General features: G+C 48.4%; 14 protein-coding genes. 7 read left to right on the top strand and 7 right to left on the bottom strand.

The window, feature by feature from the left end; genetic code table 11:
* Nucleotides 1–289 precede the first annotated feature (289 nt).
* Nucleotides 290–2,170 (top strand): chloride channel protein, encoded by a 1,881-nt coding sequence (locus F0L74_RS01865; protein ID WP_149836142.1) that lies wholly within the window; start codon nt 290–292, stop codon nt 2,168–2,170.
* Between the two features lie 52 nt (nt 2,171–2,222).
* Here F0L74_RS01865 and meaB read toward each other — a convergent pair whose 3' ends face one another.
* From meaB to F0L74_RS01840, 5 genes are read right to left on the bottom strand one after another with little or no spacing between them, the layout of a single operon-like run.
* Nucleotides 2,223–3,113, bottom strand: coding sequence for a methylmalonyl Co-A mutase-associated GTPase MeaB (gene meaB / locus F0L74_RS01860; RefSeq protein ID WP_149836141.1), 891 nt, complete (start codon nt 3,111–3,113; stop codon nt 2,223–2,225).
* Nucleotides 3,114–4,019 carry a glycosyltransferase family protein gene (locus F0L74_RS01855; protein WP_149836140.1) on the bottom strand — a complete coding sequence of 302 codons (906 nt, stop codon included), beginning with the start codon at nt 4,017–4,019 and terminating at the stop codon, nt 3,114–3,116.
* A gap of 22 nt (nt 4,020–4,041) precedes the next feature.
* Nucleotides 4,042–4,800: a glycosyltransferase family 2 protein gene (locus F0L74_RS01850; RefSeq protein WP_149836139.1), complete on the bottom strand. Its 759-nt coding sequence runs from the start codon at nt 4,798–4,800 to the stop codon at nt 4,042–4,044.
* A 1-nt stretch (nt 4,801) separates the two neighbouring features.
* Nucleotides 4,802–5,848 carry a glycosyltransferase family 4 protein gene (locus tag F0L74_RS01845; protein WP_149836138.1) on the bottom strand — a complete coding sequence of 349 codons (1,047 nt, stop codon included), beginning with the start codon at nt 5,846–5,848 and terminating at the stop codon, nt 4,802–4,804.
* 15 nt (nt 5,849–5,863) lie between these two features.
* The gene (locus tag F0L74_RS01840; RefSeq protein ID WP_149836137.1) at nt 5,864–6,820 is read right to left on the bottom strand and encodes a glycosyltransferase family 2 protein; all 957 of its coding nucleotides are present in this window, start codon (nt 6,818–6,820) and stop codon (nt 5,864–5,866) included.
* 112 nt (nt 6,821–6,932) lie between these two features.
* On the opposite strand from F0L74_RS01840, the gene F0L74_RS01835 reads away from it, so the two are divergent.
* From F0L74_RS01835 to F0L74_RS01820, 4 genes are all read left to right on the top strand, one after another.
* Complete coding sequence (locus F0L74_RS01835) at nt 6,933–7,568, top strand: LON peptidase substrate-binding domain-containing protein (protein WP_149836136.1); 636 nt, start codon at nt 6,933–6,935, stop codon at nt 7,566–7,568.
* Nucleotides 7,569–7,732: 164 nt separating this feature from the next.
* Entirely contained in the window at nt 7,733–9,028 is a 1,296-nt protein-coding gene (gene bamG, locus F0L74_RS01830; protein WP_149836135.1) for a BamG family beta-barrel-assembly machinery protein, read from the top strand.
* A gap of 27 nt (nt 9,029–9,055) precedes the next feature.
* A complete protein-coding gene (lptC, locus tag F0L74_RS01825) occupies nt 9,056–9,607 on the top strand; it encodes an LPS export ABC transporter periplasmic protein LptC (protein WP_149836134.1) in 552 nt (183 codons plus the stop codon).
* Nucleotides 9,608–9,859: 252 nt separating this feature from the next.
* On the top strand, nt 9,860–10,849 hold the full coding sequence (locus tag F0L74_RS01820; RefSeq protein WP_149836133.1) for a potassium channel beta subunit family protein: 990 nt from the start codon (nt 9,860–9,862) through the stop codon (nt 10,847–10,849).
* 1,030 nt (nt 10,850–11,879) lie between these two features.
* Here F0L74_RS01820 and lysS read toward each other — a convergent pair.
* Entirely contained in the window at nt 11,880–13,391 is a 1,512-nt protein-coding gene (gene lysS, locus F0L74_RS01815; RefSeq protein WP_149836132.1) for a lysine--tRNA ligase, read from the bottom strand.
* A gap of 276 nt (nt 13,392–13,667) precedes the next feature.
* Here lysS and F0L74_RS01810 point away from each other — a divergent pair, with 276 nt between their 5' ends.
* Together F0L74_RS01810 and F0L74_RS01805 are read left to right on the top strand one after the other, a co-directional pair.
* Nucleotides 13,668–14,501, top strand: a complete 834-nt coding sequence (locus F0L74_RS01810) for a universal stress protein (protein ID WP_149836131.1) — start codon at nt 13,668–13,670, stop codon at nt 14,499–14,501.
* A gap of 57 nt (nt 14,502–14,558) precedes the next feature.
* Nucleotides 14,559–15,329, top strand: a complete 771-nt coding sequence (locus F0L74_RS01805; protein WP_149836130.1) for a DUF4197 domain-containing protein — start codon at nt 14,559–14,561, stop codon at nt 15,327–15,329.
* 79 nt (nt 15,330–15,408) lie between these two features.
* Here the strand turns inward: F0L74_RS01805 and F0L74_RS01800 are convergent, their stop codons facing one another.
* Nucleotides 15,409–16,293, bottom strand: a complete 885-nt coding sequence (locus F0L74_RS01800) for a flavin reductase family protein (protein WP_149836129.1) — start codon at nt 16,291–16,293, stop codon at nt 15,409–15,411.
* Nucleotides 16,294–16,332: the final 39 nt, after the last annotated feature.

Raw genomic sequence — 16,332 nt, 5'->3', positions numbered from 1 at the left:
AGCTATCTATTTCAATTAACAACTCGTTAACCAAACGTGTCGTTGCATATACGACGAATGTCGCTGATAGATACGTCCACACTGCGAAAAGCAGACGTGTTTATGTATAAATGAAAATCTCCATCTTTTTATTTGAGTTTATACCCCCGAGTTTATAGATTTGAACTTCAATACGCTTACAACAGCCATTAGCTTTTAGCCGTTAGCTCTTAGTGCAGGCTGCAGCTAACAGCAAATCGCTAAAAGCTAATTGCTTTTATTACTTGATTATATAGGAGATTGAATAACCATGATGAACATTTTTAAGACCCTTACCCGGGTTGGCATTCCAGTGTCCCCTTCTATGGATCCGGCTTTGGCAGATGCCCAGGTAGATCCCTCGTTAGGAGGCATTAACCCGCGGCGGGTACTGTACTTATCTGTAATAACCGTGGTAAATGCGGCCGTTATCAGCCTTATTGCCAGGGTGCTGCTGCTGCTTATTAACCTGATCACCAATATTTCGTTCTACGGTAACTTTTCCGTAGAGGATACTTCGCCCCTGCATCATCAATGGGGCATATGGGTAATAGTGGTGCCTGTAATAGGCGCGATCGTGGTAGGTTTTATGGCCCGCTACGGCTCTGCGGCCATCCGTGGCCACGGTATACCGGAGGCCATGGAGCAGGTGCTGGTAAACAAAAGCCGCATAAAACCCATCATCACATTCCTGAAGCCGGTATCCGCCGCCATCTCTATCGGCACCGGGGGCCCCTTTGGCTCTGAAGGCCCTATCATTGCTACCGGCGGCGCCTGGGGCTCTTTTATAGGCCAAATATTCAGCATCACAGCCAACGAGCGTAAGATCCTGCTGGCCGCTGGCGCAGCATCCGGTATGGCCTGTATATTCGGCAGTCCGCTGGCAGCCGTAATACTGGCGGTGGAGCTGCTGCTGTTTGAATTTTCCCCGCGTAGTATCATCCCGGTAATACTGGGTTGCATCACCGGCGCGGCTTTTCACTATCTCTACTGGGGCAACGCGCCGGTATTCACCATACCGGATGTAACGGCTCCTACTAATACAGCCCTGCTGGCGTATTCCGCCATCGGCGTCATCATCGGTATCCTGGCCGCATTGATCACCAAGGCCGTGTATGCAATAGAAGACGGTTTTGAGAAACTGCCCATCCACTGGATGTGGTGGCCCGCCATTGGCGGCCTGGTAGTAGGCGTGGTAGGTTATTTTGCCCCGGAAACAATGGGCGTTGGTTATGTGAATATAGATAACCTGCTGGCCGGAAAAGTAACCCTGCACATGCTATTTGTACTGGGTGTGCTCAAATTCATTTCCTGGTCGTTTTCCCTGGGTAGCGGCACTTCCGGCGGTACGCTGGCGCCCCTGTTAACCATCGGCGGCGCACTGGGCCTGTTCACTGCCTTTTTACTACAGCTGGCTTTTCCCAATGTGCACATCAACTTTTCCGTGGCGGCCCTGATCGGTATGGCAGCTATGTTTGCCGGCGCTACCCGCGCGCTGCTTACCTCCATCATCTTTGCACTGGAAACCACGCGGGATGGGGATACCCTGCTGCCGCTCATAGGCGCGTGCGTGGCCTCCTATTTCGTGTCTTTCTTCCTGATGCGTAATACCATCATGACAGAAAAGATCGCCCGCCGTGGGGTACAAACGCCGCATACCTATAAACCAGACCTGCTGGAAAGCGTGCATATAAAAGACGCCATGGTATCCAACCTGGTCATGATGAGCCATGAAAACACCATTGGCGAGTTACGCGCCTGGCTGTATGAAAATAAACTGGGCGGTTATGAGCTGGCTTATCCCGTGGTAGATGCTGATCAGCAGCTGGTAGGCATTGTTAAAACAGAAGATGTGCTGCTGCCGGAAACGCCGGAAGATGCGGCCATTACCTATGTCATGCACACCAATATGGTCACCGCACCGGAAGAAAGCACCCTGCGCTATGCCGTAGACCTCATGGCCCGCCACCACCAGGATATACTCCCGGTCATAGACCCGCAGCAGAACAGGTTTCTCATAGGTATGGTCAGCTACCGGAGCGTTTTCTCCACCTACCAGCATGCCAAGGAAGCCGATGAGACCAGCTCCCTTAATATTTCTATTAAGCGGCAGGTAATGAAGATGCTCATCAAAAATGGCGTATTGAAATAAAGAAGTGTTAGCTATACAGGAGATCCCGGTTGCTGCCCGCAGCCGGGATTTTTTATTGCCAGTTATTGATAAACCGGTACAGGTTAAAATTACCTTCCTGCAATGCCTGTTGTATCTGTTGTTGCAGCTGCTGTTTATTCACATTCCGCATGCGGCGGTGTTGTATCAGCTGCCAGGCCTTATCCGCCATGAGGATGCTGCGGCGGTCCTGCCCGTTTATCTGCTGCTGATGTTTATCTATGGCGGCTATCAGTTCTTCCACGCCTTCATTACGGGTGGCTATGGTCTTTAATACCGGTATCTGCCAGTCGCGGGTATGCCGTTCGGCAGATAACAGGCGCAGGTTCTTTACAAACATATCCGCGCTGTCGCGGTCTGCTTTATTCACCACGAATATATCCGCTACTTCCATCAGGCCGGCTTTCATGGTCTGGATCTCATCGCCGGCTTCCGGCACCAGCACTACTACGGTGGTATCTGCAATACCGGCTATATCTACTTCACTCTGCCCCACGCCTACGGTTTCAATAAAGAGGTAGTCAAATCCCGCCGCTTTGATCACATCGCTCACCTCAATGATCTTGGGGCTCAACCCGCCCAGCGCTCCCCGGTTGGCCATAGAGCGGATGAACACCTGCATATTGTTAAAATGCTGGCTCATCCGGATCCGGTCGCCCAGCAGCGCGCCAAAATTAAACGGGGACGATGGGTCTACCGCAATGATGGCCACCGTTTTTTGCTGTGCCAGCAAAGTGGTGATGAGCGTATTTACCAGTGTGCTTTTACCGGCGCCGGGAGGGCCGGTAATACCTATCACCCTGGTGGGGCTACCAGCCGGCAGCTGCTCCAATAACTGCTCATAACCCACTGCCTCATTTTCCACCAGGGAAATGCGGCGGGCCAGTGTTTTCAGGTGTTGGATATCTGCCGTTTGCTGCGTCATTTAAATAAGGCGGTAATTCTTATAGGTAAATAATTGCTTGCCGGTAAGCCTTTGAATAAAATACAATACCCGCTCCTTAAAGTTCATATTGGTCCGGGAGGGATCGTAGCGGAATTCCCAATCCTGCTGACTGATCCTTTGCTGCATTACCGCAGGATGTTTGCCATGGAATTCCTGCAGCACATCTATCACATTATAGTCAAAACCCGCGGCATCCCTTTTGGCCATGGCTTCCAGGGCGGCGTCGTCCTTTGTATAACGTTTGGAGAGCTCAATATTTTTCTTCACCTGGCGCATAGGGTTGCGTACATAACTGTAGTGGTATACCCGGGCGTCTATCAGCTTTACCTGTAGCTTTTCGCCTTTCTCCGCCTGCTGATTGGCCGGGTCCTGGTATTTACGGAAGCCCTGTGAGTCGCGGTAAGAGCGGATGGAAGGACTATTCCTCACAATACGGATCTCTTTGGTATGGAACTTCCGCGTGGGGCAGTAATGTTTATAATCACCAAAGAAGTTCAGGAAATGAAACAGGAAACCTTCTACTTTTTTATTGTGCAGATGGTCCTGCATGGCTTTCTGGATCACTGGCAGGTCATTTTCATGTATGGCCTCATCGGCCTGTATATGAAAGATCCAATCGCTGGAGGGGCTGATATGATCCAGGCCGATATTAGCCTGCACCGCAAATATGCTCCCATTCTCGCGGGCGGCATCATCCCACACGCTATCTACTATTTTGATCTTGGGATTGTTCAGCGCGGCAATGGCTTCCCGGGTGCCATCCGTAGAATCGCCCACCACCATAATGAACTCATCACAAACCGGCAGTATGGATTGAATGGATTCCAGGAAAGGATAGTCGATGGTAAAGCCATTTCTTACATAAGAGAACCCGCTGACCTTCATTATAAATTTTTTTCAAAAATAATTATTTATTAGCCCGCTGCAGCCGCCATAATTTGGCATATTTTATCAGCACATAGTAAGCCGCCAGCGCCGCCAGCAGAAAGCCATGCAGCCCTTGCCGGAAACCCGCTCTAAAAATATACCCCTTTATAAACGTAAACCACGGGCTGAATACCAGTTTAATAACACCGGCCCGTTTACCACGCCGGTACAGGCTTTCTGCTGCCAGGGTAGTATAGTTGTTGAACTTGGACAGATAAGTTTCTATATCATCATAACTGTAATGATACAGGTAACCCGGTAAGGTAACCGGCGCTACACCTTCCGCTATCTCCAGCATTTCATGCACCGGGCTATCATTCCACAGCGCCTGCTGCCGGTTAAAGATCCTTGTTTTATGATCCGGGTATTCCAGGCCATACCTGGCAAACTGGCCAAAGAAATTGTTGAGCCGCTGTAATACATATACGCCGCTAAGGCCTTTTTCTTTTTCCTGGCGGATGGCAGTGATCAGCTCTGGCGACAGTTCCTCATCCGCATCCAGCGAGAGGATATAGTCATGCGCCGCAAGCCGGATGCCATGGTTCTTTTGCGGCCCGTATCCCAGCCATGGCTGCCGGATGAATTGTGCATTGTATTGGCGGCAAATAGCTTCCGTTCCGTCTGTAGACCCGCTATCCACCACAATGATCTCATCTGCCACCTGCGTTAAGGACTGCAGGCAGCGGCCAATATTTTTTTCTTCGTTATTGGTGATGATAACCGCGGATAAGGTAGACATATCAATACAAGCTACGGTATATTTTGAGATATTCACAGGTCATACGATCCCAGCCAAACTGCCGTGCATGCGCGATAATAGCGGCTGCCGGCTTATATTGTTCGTAGTGCGTCATACCATCCTCAAACACTTTCTGCATGGCGTCCGGCTCAAAATCGCGGAAATAATAAGCCAGGTTGCCGCCTACTTCCGGCAGGCTGGTCTTGTCAGAGAGGAACACCGGTTTGCCAAAATGCATGGCCTCAATGGGCGGTATGCCAAAACCTTCCGTCATGGAAGGGAATACATAGGCATAACAGTTTTTCAGGTACCAGTATTTATCCTGGTCGCTGATGGGGCCTAGCAGCTTTACCCGGTTGCTAACGCCATATTGGACAGCTTCTTCCTGGATCTTACGGAAGTAATCGCCATGTGGGGCGCCGGCAATGATCAGCTCATATTGGTTATGCTGCAGCAGCGCGGGCAGCACATGAAAATTCTTCTTAGGCAACAGCATGCCTACGGAGAAAAGGAAAGGCCGCCGGGGGCGGTAACAGGGCGCATCAAAGGAAGGATATTCCTGTATATCAGCGCCGTTATATACAATACAGCATTTATCAGTATCTACTTTTAAATGCTCCTGGATAGTGTCAAATGTAAATTGGGAGATAGCCACAATACGGTCCGCCTCATCTACCTGCTCCTGCAGCCTGCGCAGCAGCTGAGCTTTGGTACGGTCGTCTTTGCGCTCGTCCATCAGGAAATTAAGGTCATGAATGGTGAGCACCAGCTTACCGGCACGGCGGCGGGGGAATACATTGGTATCCTGGTGCAGCGCATGCCAGACAGCTGTTTTAGGCGGATTAAATAAATAACGGTGATACCATTGATAATACAAGGTTTCATAACGCACATTATCAAAACCACGAAAACCGGCGGGCAGGTAGTATAGCAGTTCCTCATTAGGCAGCAGGTAACGGGGCAGGCGTTGTCCTAACTGCCAGCAAACCGTGTACAGGCCATTATGCGGATATTTTAATTTTTCTAAGTCCAGCCCTATCAAAGGCATAAATAGCTATTAAGTTTACAATTTAGTTGATCCGGTTATTCCCGTCCCACTTACCCGTAGTTGTTGTTTAAAACGTAATGAATAGTGTGGCGGCGCGTTCCTTGCTATCATCCAGGCTATTTTTGCATAGAAGCCGCCTTTGTAAAATTTCTTCAACACCTTAAAAAAGTACCACCATTTCAGGCAATGATACACCGGCCAGGTATAATGTTTAGAAAAGTAGTACATCAGCGAGTAATAGTATTCCTGCAAAAAATCCTTTTTTACGGTAATACTCTTGCTTACAAAATGCACAAACCTGGCTGCGGGTACCAGGTAGCAATGCCAGCCTCTTTTCCGGAAGGTAAGCGCCAGATCCTCCTCCTCACAGTAAAAAAAATAATTGGTATCCATTCCGCCAACTGCCGCAAACATCTCATACCGCACAAATAAAGAAGACCCGGTGATCAGCGGCACTTTTAAAGGCTGCTCATACACCGCCTCCCGGCGGGGATACTCCTGCGGATACAGTAGGCGTAATAAACCGGATCCCAGTAGTTTCAATGATAGCGTTGGAAAATACCCAAACGACCGGATGGGCGCCCTTTCGGCATTTAGCATCTGTCCCGTGCAAAGTCCGGCATCCGGATGAGTTTGCATAAAATCGTACAATATCTTTAAGCAATCGTTCTCAAAAACAGTGTCGTTGTTCAGTATATACAGATACCGGGCCCGGGCATGTTGTACCCCCAGCATATTACCACCTGAAAAGCCAAGGTTCAGTATACTTTTTACCAATATAATGTTTTCCTTACCATCCACAAAGGAATGCAGCTGCTGATACTGATCTTCTGCGGAATCATTGTCTACTACCACGATCTGCCATTTGATAGATGACGCTGTATGCTCCTCTATGGAACGGATACAATTGATGGTGTACGCAGTAGAATTAAAATTAATAAGGATCACCGCAACATCATACGACGTTTGCATAGCGTAATAAACTTTAAAAAGGGTAAAAATACAATTTGTTGTAATATACCCTGATACCGCCAATCCTGCTATGCCGCCTGTAGGGTATTATTTTTTAACTTAGCAGTTACTTATGACCAATTTTATTCCCATATTTCCTTTAGGTATAGTGGTTTACCCACAGGAACAATTGAACTTGCACGTATTTGAGCCCCGCTACAAACAGCTGGTAAAGGAGTGTCTTTCAGAGCAAAAGCCTTTTGGTATCCCCACGGTTATTAATAAAAAGATAGTAGAATACGGTACCCTGGTAGAACTGGTGCGGGTGGAAAAAGAGTACGAGAACGGCGAAATGGATATCGTTACCAGGGGCCTCAGTGTATTCCGCATACTGGAAGTGATCAAGACCATCCCGGATAAATTATATGACGGCGCTATTGTTAACTACCCGGAGAACACCGCCAAAACACATGCCCGCCTGCGCCAGCAGGTGCTGCACGCCATCCGTGAGCTGCATCACATCCTGCAGGTAAATAAAAACTTCAATAAAGAAGATGAGGAGCTGAGCGCCTATGACCTGGCCCACCACGCCGGCCTGTCCCTTGAAGAGGAATATGAGCTGCTGCACCTGTTCCAGGAGGCCCAACGCCTGGAATATCTTAAACGCCACCTGCTCAAGGTGATACCGCTGATGGCCGAAATGGAAAAGCTCAAAGAACGCGTAAAGCTCAACGGCCATTTCAGGAATTTATCGGCAGAAGGGCTATAAAAATAGCTGAATGGTCATTTTTTAACGACCTTTTAACAGCCCGGTTTTTGGTTTTTTTTGCATCCCGCTTTAAAAATTAGATATTTGCGGTCTTATTTTGGGTGGGTAGTTCCTGATAACCACCAGGAACCCTAAACCAGTAAACCAAATAACCGATCAACTCAATGCGTAGAACTAAAGCTGGCATTCTTTGCTTACTGGCTTTTCTGCTGCTGCTGGCTAACACTGTTGCTGCACAGGATAACTCACCATATTCCCGCTACGGCTTGGGGGATCTTAATTTAAATCAGAACGTGATCAACCGTGGTATGGGGGGCGTTTCCCAGGCCTACAGCGATCCGCAGTCTGTTAACTTCGTAAATCCGGCCAGCTATTCCAACCTGGTATTAACCACTTTTGATATTGCCGTAGAAGGCGGTGCCCGTGTAATTTCCAATAATGACAAGAACTTCCGTTCCGGTCTGGGCTCCCTTTCCTACATTCAGCTGGGTGTGCCCCTGGCCCGTAAATGGGGCATGGTATTAGGCCTGCGCCCTGTTACCAAGGTGTCTTATAACATCATGGAGAACACGGAGCAAACCTTTTTCGATACCCTTAAAATGCCTGTAGCCTATCAGTATGAAGGCAACGGCGGCTTGTACCAGGTCTATGCCGGTACCGGCGTGGGCATCGGCGGTTTTAGCATTGGCGCCAACGTGGGCTATCTGTTCGGTAATATCGAGAACAGCACCAAGGCCATCTACCCTTCTAATCAGTTCATATTCCCTTCCCGCCACACACAGCGGGTAAGTTATGGCCACCTGTTTTATAATATTGGCCTGCAGTACCGTATAGATCTGGGCAAAGAAATGGATCTGACCCTGGGCGCCACCGGCAGCCTGAAGCAGAACCTCTCCGGCCGCAGGGAACAGATGCGGGAAACCCTTGCCTTCGATGGCGCTTCCAATGATTATATCACCCAGGATACCGTGCTCTATGAAAAAGGAGAGCGGGGCAAGATCATATATCCCCAACAGTTAGGCGGCGGTATAGTGCTGCGTAAGCAGGAAAACTGGACCTTTGGCCTGGACTTTACCACAGAGCAGTGGGATCAGTACCGTAACTTTGGGGAGAAAGACTCCGTACGCAATGCCTGGAAAATGGCGGCAGGCGGCCAGTTTGTACCTAACGCACGCGCTATCAACGGCTACTGGAACAAAGTTACCTACCGGGTGGGCGGTTACTACGGGGTGGATTATCTGAAACTCAATGGCCAGGATATGCCTGTATTCGGCTTTTCTATAGGCGCCGGCCTGCCGGTACGCCGTCAACCTTACTCCAACCAATTCTCCGTGATCAATGTTGCCTTTGAAGTGGGGCACCGGGGCAATAATCAAACCGTTCTTAAAGAAACCTGGTACCGCATGGTATTAGGCTTCACTTTAAATGACCGCTGGTTTATTAAGCGGAAATATGATTAATTTGCGGCGTTGATAAACAGTTCTAATATGCGCCGTTACCGGAAGATGGTCTGGCTGTCCATATGCCTCCTTTCCTTTTATGCCTGTGAGAATGATATGCAGTCCATCATGCGGCTCGATCAGAAAGCAGCTGCTGTAGAAGAGGGCATCAATATAGAGTCCCTCTATAGCCAAACCGGGCGCGTAAGAGCCAAGTTAACGGCGCCTACCATGCTGCGCTACCTCGATCGCCCTTCTTATGTGGAATTCAATAACGGTTTAAAAGTATTATCCTATAATGACAGTCTGCACGTAGAAAGTACCGTCACTGCCAAATATGGTAAATACTTCGAGAACGATGACAATGTGTTCCTGCGCGACAGTGTGGTGGTAGTGAACAAGGAAGGGAAGCGCCTGGACTGTAATGAGCTTAACTGGGACTCCAAAAGGGGGAAATTCTTCTCCAATAAACCAGTGCGTATCAGCACTCCAACAGATACCATCTATGGTACCGGCCTGGAATCTAACCAGGACTTTTCCGACTATAACATCATCAATCCCCGCGGTCAGGTGTTGGTACAGGATAGTACTTTGCAATAAGCTATCTGGAAACCAACCCGCTGTAAAACGTCTCCTCACCCGCATACATAAACGAAAAAAGCCCATTCACCATGGTGAACAGGCCTTCTTCGCTTTAACCTATTTTTTAACCTAAAATTTCGTTGCTATATGGTCAAGAACTGTGCCAGCCTGGGCCGTACTGTTCTTGTGCAGGCGGATTTTTTTGCCCAAATTTGTAATCCACTCATAATGAATACCACACCATCCGGAATTAATTAAAACATTACAATTATGGAATACAGAAGACTTGGTAAAACGGGACTACAGCTTAGCGTATTATCATTCGGAAGCTGGGTTACATTTCACAAACAGATAGAGGATACGTTGGTAGACCGGCTCATGGGCATTGCCTACGATAACGGCATCAACTTTTTTGACAATGCAGAAGTATACGCCCTGGGCGAATCTGAAAAGATGATGGGCCGTGTACTTAAAAAGAAACAATGGGACCGCAGTTCCTATACAATATCCAGCAAAGCCTTTTTTGGCTCCAGGGGTAAACAGAATAAACCCAACCAAACCGGCTTAAGCAGAAAACACCTGGTAGAAGCCTGCCATGAAGCGCTGCAGCGCCTGCAGGTAGATTACCTGGACCTATACTTCTGTCACCGGCCAGACAAACATACGCCCATTGAGGAAGTAGTATGGACCATGAACCTGCTGATACAGCAAGGCAAGATCCTGTACTGGGGTACCTCCGAATGGAGCGCCCAGGAGATCATGGAAGCGCATATGGTAGCCCGCGAGTACCGCCTCATAGGCCCGGCTATGGAACAGCCGGAGTACAATCTCTTTAACCGTACCCGTATGGAAAAGGAGTACCTGCAGATCTTTAAGAATATAGGAATGGGTACTACCATCTGGAGCCCGCTGGCCTCCGGCCTGCTTACCGGCAAGTATAATAAAGGCATTCCCCAGGACTCCAGGTTGGGTCTGCCCGGCTTTGAGTGGCTAAAAGACCAGCAGTTCGTGCAGGATAAGCTGGATAGGGTGGCCAAACTGGAAAAGATAGCCGCCAGCCTCAATGCCTCACAGGCTACGCTGGCTATTGCCTGGTGTATCCGTAATCCGCATGTGACCACGGCCATATTAGGGGCTACCAAAGAAGAACAGCTAACGGAAAACCTGAAGGCCCTGGACGTTTATCCGGCGCTTACCCTGGATGTGATGGAGGAGATAGATGCCATTATGGGCACCGCGCCGGCGCAAAATGAGTGGTAAAAAAATCCATCATTAGTTTACAATCTCTTTAATATTAAAGAGATATTATAATCGTAATAATTATTAATTTTTAAAAAATCTTAATGCAATAGTATAATTCCCAATCCTACATTTTTACGAACAATTTTGCATCGTTCACGGAAATGGGAGAAAAACCTATATATGCTAATCTATCTTTGACTTAGGTTTTTCATAGGATATGGTTAAAATTATTACAAGGGCGGTATTCTTACCACCCTTTTTCTTTTTAAGGAAGTGCCGGCAACGGCACTTTTTTACGTTTAAACCGTAAATACCGTTATTTCCCGGAGAAAAGTCTTCATAGTGTCCGGAATGATACGTCTGGCTATTTTTTATAAATTATTGAATATCAATATCCAGATCGTTTTCATCCTTAAATCTTATCTAGCAGACTCATTAAAAGCATCTGCGTTTATCTGCATATTCGCCACGTTCCCCAAGAAAAATATAGCATTCACTAGAATGGGGGGGTGGATAATTAAATAAATATGATCTTTGTTACAGGTTTTTCAATAAAGATATGGTTAAAATTTTTCGGGGCTGTAGTCTTGCAGCCCCGTTTCTTTTTCCGGAAAGCCTGAAATGATTCTGCTTGACATTCTATCTCAGATAAAAGAAAGTCCCGTTCAGTTGTAAAACAGAACGGGACTTTTTGTTTTAGTTCAGGCGCGCATATCAAACCGCCGGCCCCCTCATATGCGGTACAGAAGCGTATTTTCCACCCTTAATCATCTTTTTTCGCCGCGTTAACAAATCTACTTTACCACCTATTCGCTAAATACTACCATCCATTCAAAGATTGCTAACGATTAAGAACTATAGTATGGGTATATGCGCTGGAAGGTTAATTTTGAATTGGTTTTCATAGGATATGGTCAAAAAAAGTAAAAGGGGATGTATTCTTACATCCCCTTTTTTATTCGGTGTGATTATTTTTCCTTCCGGTCTCTTCTTCGCGTAAACAGCCGTTTTACGCCTGTCTGCCATCAGTTACCACGGTATACCATCACTATAACTTCTCCGGCTTCATCTGCGGGAAGAACAGCACATCCTGTATAGACGGCTGGTTGGTCATCAGCATGGTCAGGCGGTCAATACCTATACCAATGCCGGCGGTTGGGGGCATACCATACTCCAGCGCCCGTAAAAAGTCATAGTCAATATACATGGCCTCATCATCGCCCCGCTCCATTAATTTCACCTGCTCTTCAAAACGCTGGCGCTGGTCAATGGGATCATTCAGCTCGCTGTAGGCATTGGCGATCTCCTTACCGTTCGCCATCAGCTCAAAACGTTCCACCACTCCGGGTTTGCTGCGGTGTTTTTTGGTCAGCGGGCTCATTTCCACCGGGTAGTCAGTGATAAAAGTGGGCTGTATATAATGTCCTTCGCATTTTTCGCCAAAGATCTCATCTATCAGTTTGCCCTTACCAATATTGTTGGGCACGGATATATTCAGTTGCTTACAAACCTCGCGCAGCTCCGGTTCTTCCATACCGCTAATATCTATGCCCGTATGCTCTTTAATAGCCTCGTACATGGTTACGCGGCGGTAGGGGGCTTTAAAGTCGATGGTTTTGTCGCCTACCTGTACTTCAGTAGTGCCATGCAGTGCCAGGGCTACTTTCTCCAGCAGGGTCTCTGTGGTGCGCATCATCCATTCATAGTCGCGGTAGGCGGCATACATTTCCATTACGGTAAACTCCGGGTTATGGGTACGGTCCATACCTTCATTACGGAAGTCTTTGGAGAACTCATACACGCCTTCAAAGCCGCCTACGATCAGCCTTTTCAGGTACAGCTCGTTGGCTATACGCAGGTACAGCGGAATATCCAGCGCGTTGTGATGTGTAACGAAAGGCCGGGCGGTGGCGCCACCGGGGATGGCTTGCAGCACCGGCGTTTCCACCTCCAGGTAACCCATGGCATTATAGAAATCACGCATGGTTTGCATGATCAGGGTACGTTTAATAAACACTTCCTTCACCTGCGGATTGATCACCAGGTCTACATAACGCTGCCGGTATTTAAATTCCGGGTCTATTACGGCGTCAAAGGTTTCCCCTTCTTTCTCCTTTACCACGGGTAAAGGGCGCAGGGCCTTTGACAGGATATCAAACTGTTTTACATGCACGGAGGTCTCGCCGGTCTTGGTAATAAAGGCGTAGCCTTTTATGCCGATAATATCCCCTATATCCAGCAGCTTCTTGAACACGGTATCATACAGGGTCTTATCCTCCCCGGGACAGATATCGTCCCGGCGGATATAAGTTTGTATAAGACCGGCCTTATCCTGGATCTTCACAAAGGCGGCTTTACCCATGTCCCGGATGGTCATGATACGGCCGGCCAGGCATACCTCCTGGAACTGGTCCTTCGTCTCTTCGGAATAATTCGCCTTAATATTGGCAGACGTATCATTCACGGGGTATTCCGCCGCCGGAAAGGCGTCAATACCTAATTTCTGCAGTTCCTGCAGTTTGTCCCGGCGGATAATCTCTTGCTCAGATAATTGTGTCATGTATTACTCAAAATGGAGTGCAAAAATAAGGGTAATAGTCGATAGTCCATAGCCATACTGCCCCAGGCCCCTATAGAACAGGCTGTTAACACTACATAACAGTCCGCCGGGCGGCATTCTGCACTTCTGGCATTAAATTTTCTCTACAGGTGAATGGCGGGCCGTTATACCGGCAGATAGCGGTAACTTTACAGGGGATAACTGACTGGAAAATAACCATGTAGGCGGTATAAACAGGACCTGTTAAGCCATCATAGATCTCTAAAACCCATACGGATGAAAACAATCATAGTTCCCACAGACTTTTCCGAAACGGCGTATAACGCGGCCCGTTATGCGCTGGGACTGGCCGGGCAGATGGATACTTCGCGTATTGTGCTGTATCATGCCTATGAGCTGATCGTGCCCATCCCGGAGGTGCCCACTACCGTGCCCATGGTCAACCCGGAAGAGCTGCGCGCTGCCAGCCTCGAAGGCCTGGAGAAGATGAAACGGGAGCTGCTGCCCCTGTTGCCGGACAATGCCAGCCTGGAAACCCGGGCGGAGAACTCCCTGCTGCCGGCCCAGATAGACCAGCTATGCAGGCAGGAAGAGGCAGACCTGGTGGTCATGGGCATTACCGGCGGCAGCCAGCTGGAAGAGATCCTGGTGGGCTCCAATACCGTAGATGTGGTAAAACATACCACCTGCCCGGTGATCATTGTACCCTCCGCCGCCCGTTTTACCCCTATCCGGAAAATGGTCTTTGCCTGCGATTTCCGCAAAGTGGTGCAAAATACACCCGTACAACCGCTCAAAAAGCTGCTCGATGTTTTCCGGCCGGAGCTGCATGTGTTAAATATTGACCATGATAGCAAACATTTTACCTCCGATACGCCTTACGAAACACTGATGCTGGATACCCTGCTGGAAGGCTATAATCCGCAGTTCCATTTTATAGACCATACCAATGTGGTCCAGGGCATTATGGATTTTGCCGTCCAACAGGAGGCAGACCTTATCCTGATCATCCCTAAAAAACATGGCTTGTTTGAACATATCTTCAAACGCAGCCGCACCACCCAGCTGGCCTTTCATACCCATATACCCCTGCTCACTATCCATGAATAATATATACGATAAACATTAATTTGATTAATTTTAATTTTAATACAAGACCACAACACCATGAAGAAAAGTATCCTGCTTATGTTGCCTGCACTGCTTACCCTGCAGTTGAGCCAGGCGCAGTTATTAAAGAAGCTGAAAGACAAAATGGAAAGCAGCAGCACCGCTACCAAGACCTCTTCCTCCAGCACTCCGCAAAGCACCGGCAATGCCGCCAGTGGCAAGGTGACGGAGTCTGAAGCAGGTTCCGGTATCAAACAAGCGCTGTCTAAAGGCGTAAGCGCAGGTATCGCCGCATTAAGTAAAAAAGACGGTTTCTTTGGAAATGAGGCATATAAGATGTTCCTTCCGGAAGACGCCCAGAAAATAGAGAAAACTTTGCGCAGCATAGGCCTGGGTAGCCAGGTGGATAAAGCCATTCTGCAGATCAACCGCGCTGCGGAAGGCGCCGTAACCACAGCAGCCCCTATCTTTGGTAACGCTATCCAGCAAATGACAGTAACCGATGCCCTGAAACTGGTAACCGGCGGTAACAACTCCGTTACAGACTATTTCAAAGGCAAGACCACTGATCAGCTGAAATCTGCTTTTGCGCCCAATATCCAGAGCGCGCTGGATAGCACCAGCGCTACCAAATACTACGCAAACATTGTGAATACGTATAACAAGCTGCCTACTACCATGACCAAGGTAAATCCTGATCTGAAGGATTATGTGACCTCCCGTGCTGTAGCGGCCCTGTTCGATCAGATCGGCAAGGAAGAAGCCAATATCCGCGCTAATCCCGCTGCCCAGACCACTGATCTGTTAAAGAAAGTATTCGGAAAATAATGTGCTAATTTGCTGATGTGCTAATTTGCTGATGATGGAATACATTACCGGCATGTTAGCACATTAGCATATTTGCACATCAGCAAATTGATAACAGCACCTGCCACGCCTCCATCACTTTCCCCGCTTCCAGCAATTGTTTAGCATACAAATGCAACTCCTGCTCCATCTCATCCGGAGAAACACTATAATACTGGATAATATTCTTCAGCTGCACATCCTCAAAAGCGGCGTCTATCACCGGCAGCTCATGTACATTGGCCAGCATGCCCAGGTTATTACCCGTCAGGATCCGGCTGTTACGCACCGCTAACGGCAGGGCGTCTACGCCAATACCTATACGGGTATTGGGCTTGGGCACTTCAAAAACGGCATCCCCGGAGGCGCGGCAATAATAATCGCCCCCCATACGGGCCACCAGGTCTATTTTATGCGGGTCTATACGGCCGGCGGCATCCAGCACATCTTCATTGATATGGATCAATACCGGTTCGCAGATCACCAGGTTGCCTGCCCCGCCACTCTGCCCGGTCTCAATTACCTGTTTTACAACACATTCCAGCTGTACCGGGCTTTCTTTTACCCGCGCGGGCTTTACTTTTTCCGATGGCAGGGCCGTAAACCCAGCTTTTTCAAATTCATTCACACCCTGCGCAAACTCGCAGCTGGCAAGGGAGGCCTGCTGCACCATGGCATAATTGACCACGTTTATGACCACTTCTTTAGTGGCATAGATATTTTCCAGGGTATGTTTAATGGTATTATCCCGCACCCGCCGCGAAGGGGAAAAGACCAGCGTAGGCGGATTGCTGCCAAATACGTTAAAGAAGCTAAAAGGGGAAAGGTTTGGCTGTCCGGCAGCATCTACCGTACTGGCAAAACAAATGGGGCGCGGCGATACCGCCCCTAAAAGCAGGGCATGCAAGTCGCCGGTTTTTACCTGCCCCGGAATGATCTGATGCATAAACAGGAGAATATTATTATTTAGAAAAGACCGGATGCC

Source organism: Chitinophaga agrisoli, assembly GCF_008386695.1.
Classification (GTDB): domain Bacteria; phylum Bacteroidota; class Bacteroidia; order Chitinophagales; family Chitinophagaceae; genus Chitinophaga; species Chitinophaga agrisoli.
The sequence above is the reverse complement of the archived record's forward strand: the minus strand, read 5'-3'. Positions and strand labels throughout refer to the sequence as shown.

Bases quoted from the DNA above. Each gene is read 5' to 3' on its own strand.
- lptC (WP_149836134.1), top strand. From the start codon at position 9,056: ATGCGCCGTTACCGGAAGATGGTCTGGCTGTCCATATGCCTCCTTTCC.
- F0L74_RS01840 (WP_149836137.1), bottom strand. From the start codon at position 6,820: ATGCAAACGTCGTATGATGTTGCGGTGATCCTTATTAATTTTAATTCT.
- meaB (WP_149836141.1), bottom strand. From the start codon at position 3,113: ATGACGCAGCAAACGGCAGATATCCAACACCTGAAAACACTGGCCCGC.
- bamG (WP_149836135.1), top strand. From the start codon at position 7,733: ATGCGTAGAACTAAAGCTGGCATTCTTTGCTTACTGGCTTTTCTGCTG.
- F0L74_RS01855 (WP_149836140.1), bottom strand. From the start codon at position 4,019: ATGAAGGTCAGCGGGTTCTCTTATGTAAGAAATGGCTTTACCATCGAC.
- F0L74_RS01845 (WP_149836138.1), bottom strand. From the start codon at position 5,848: ATGCCTTTGATAGGGCTGGACTTAGAAAAATTAAAATATCCGCATAAT.
- F0L74_RS01850 (WP_149836139.1), bottom strand. From the start codon at position 4,800: ATGTCTACCTTATCCGCGGTTATCATCACCAATAACGAAGAAAAAAAT.
- F0L74_RS01865 (WP_149836142.1), top strand. From the start codon at position 290: ATGATGAACATTTTTAAGACCCTTACCCGGGTTGGCATTCCAGTGTCC.
- F0L74_RS01800 (WP_149836129.1), bottom strand. From the start codon at position 16,293: ATGCATCAGATCATTCCGGGGCAGGTAAAAACCGGCGACTTGCATGCC.
- lysS (WP_149836132.1), bottom strand. From the start codon at position 13,391: ATGACACAATTATCTGAGCAAGAGATTATCCGCCGGGACAAACTGCAG.
- F0L74_RS01820 (WP_149836133.1), top strand. From the start codon at position 9,860: ATGGAATACAGAAGACTTGGTAAAACGGGACTACAGCTTAGCGTATTA.
- F0L74_RS01835 (WP_149836136.1), top strand. From the start codon at position 6,933: ATGACCAATTTTATTCCCATATTTCCTTTAGGTATAGTGGTTTACCCA.
- F0L74_RS01805 (WP_149836130.1), top strand. From the start codon at position 14,559: ATGAAGAAAAGTATCCTGCTTATGTTGCCTGCACTGCTTACCCTGCAG.
- F0L74_RS01810 (WP_149836131.1), top strand. From the start codon at position 13,668: ATGAAAACAATCATAGTTCCCACAGACTTTTCCGAAACGGCGTATAAC.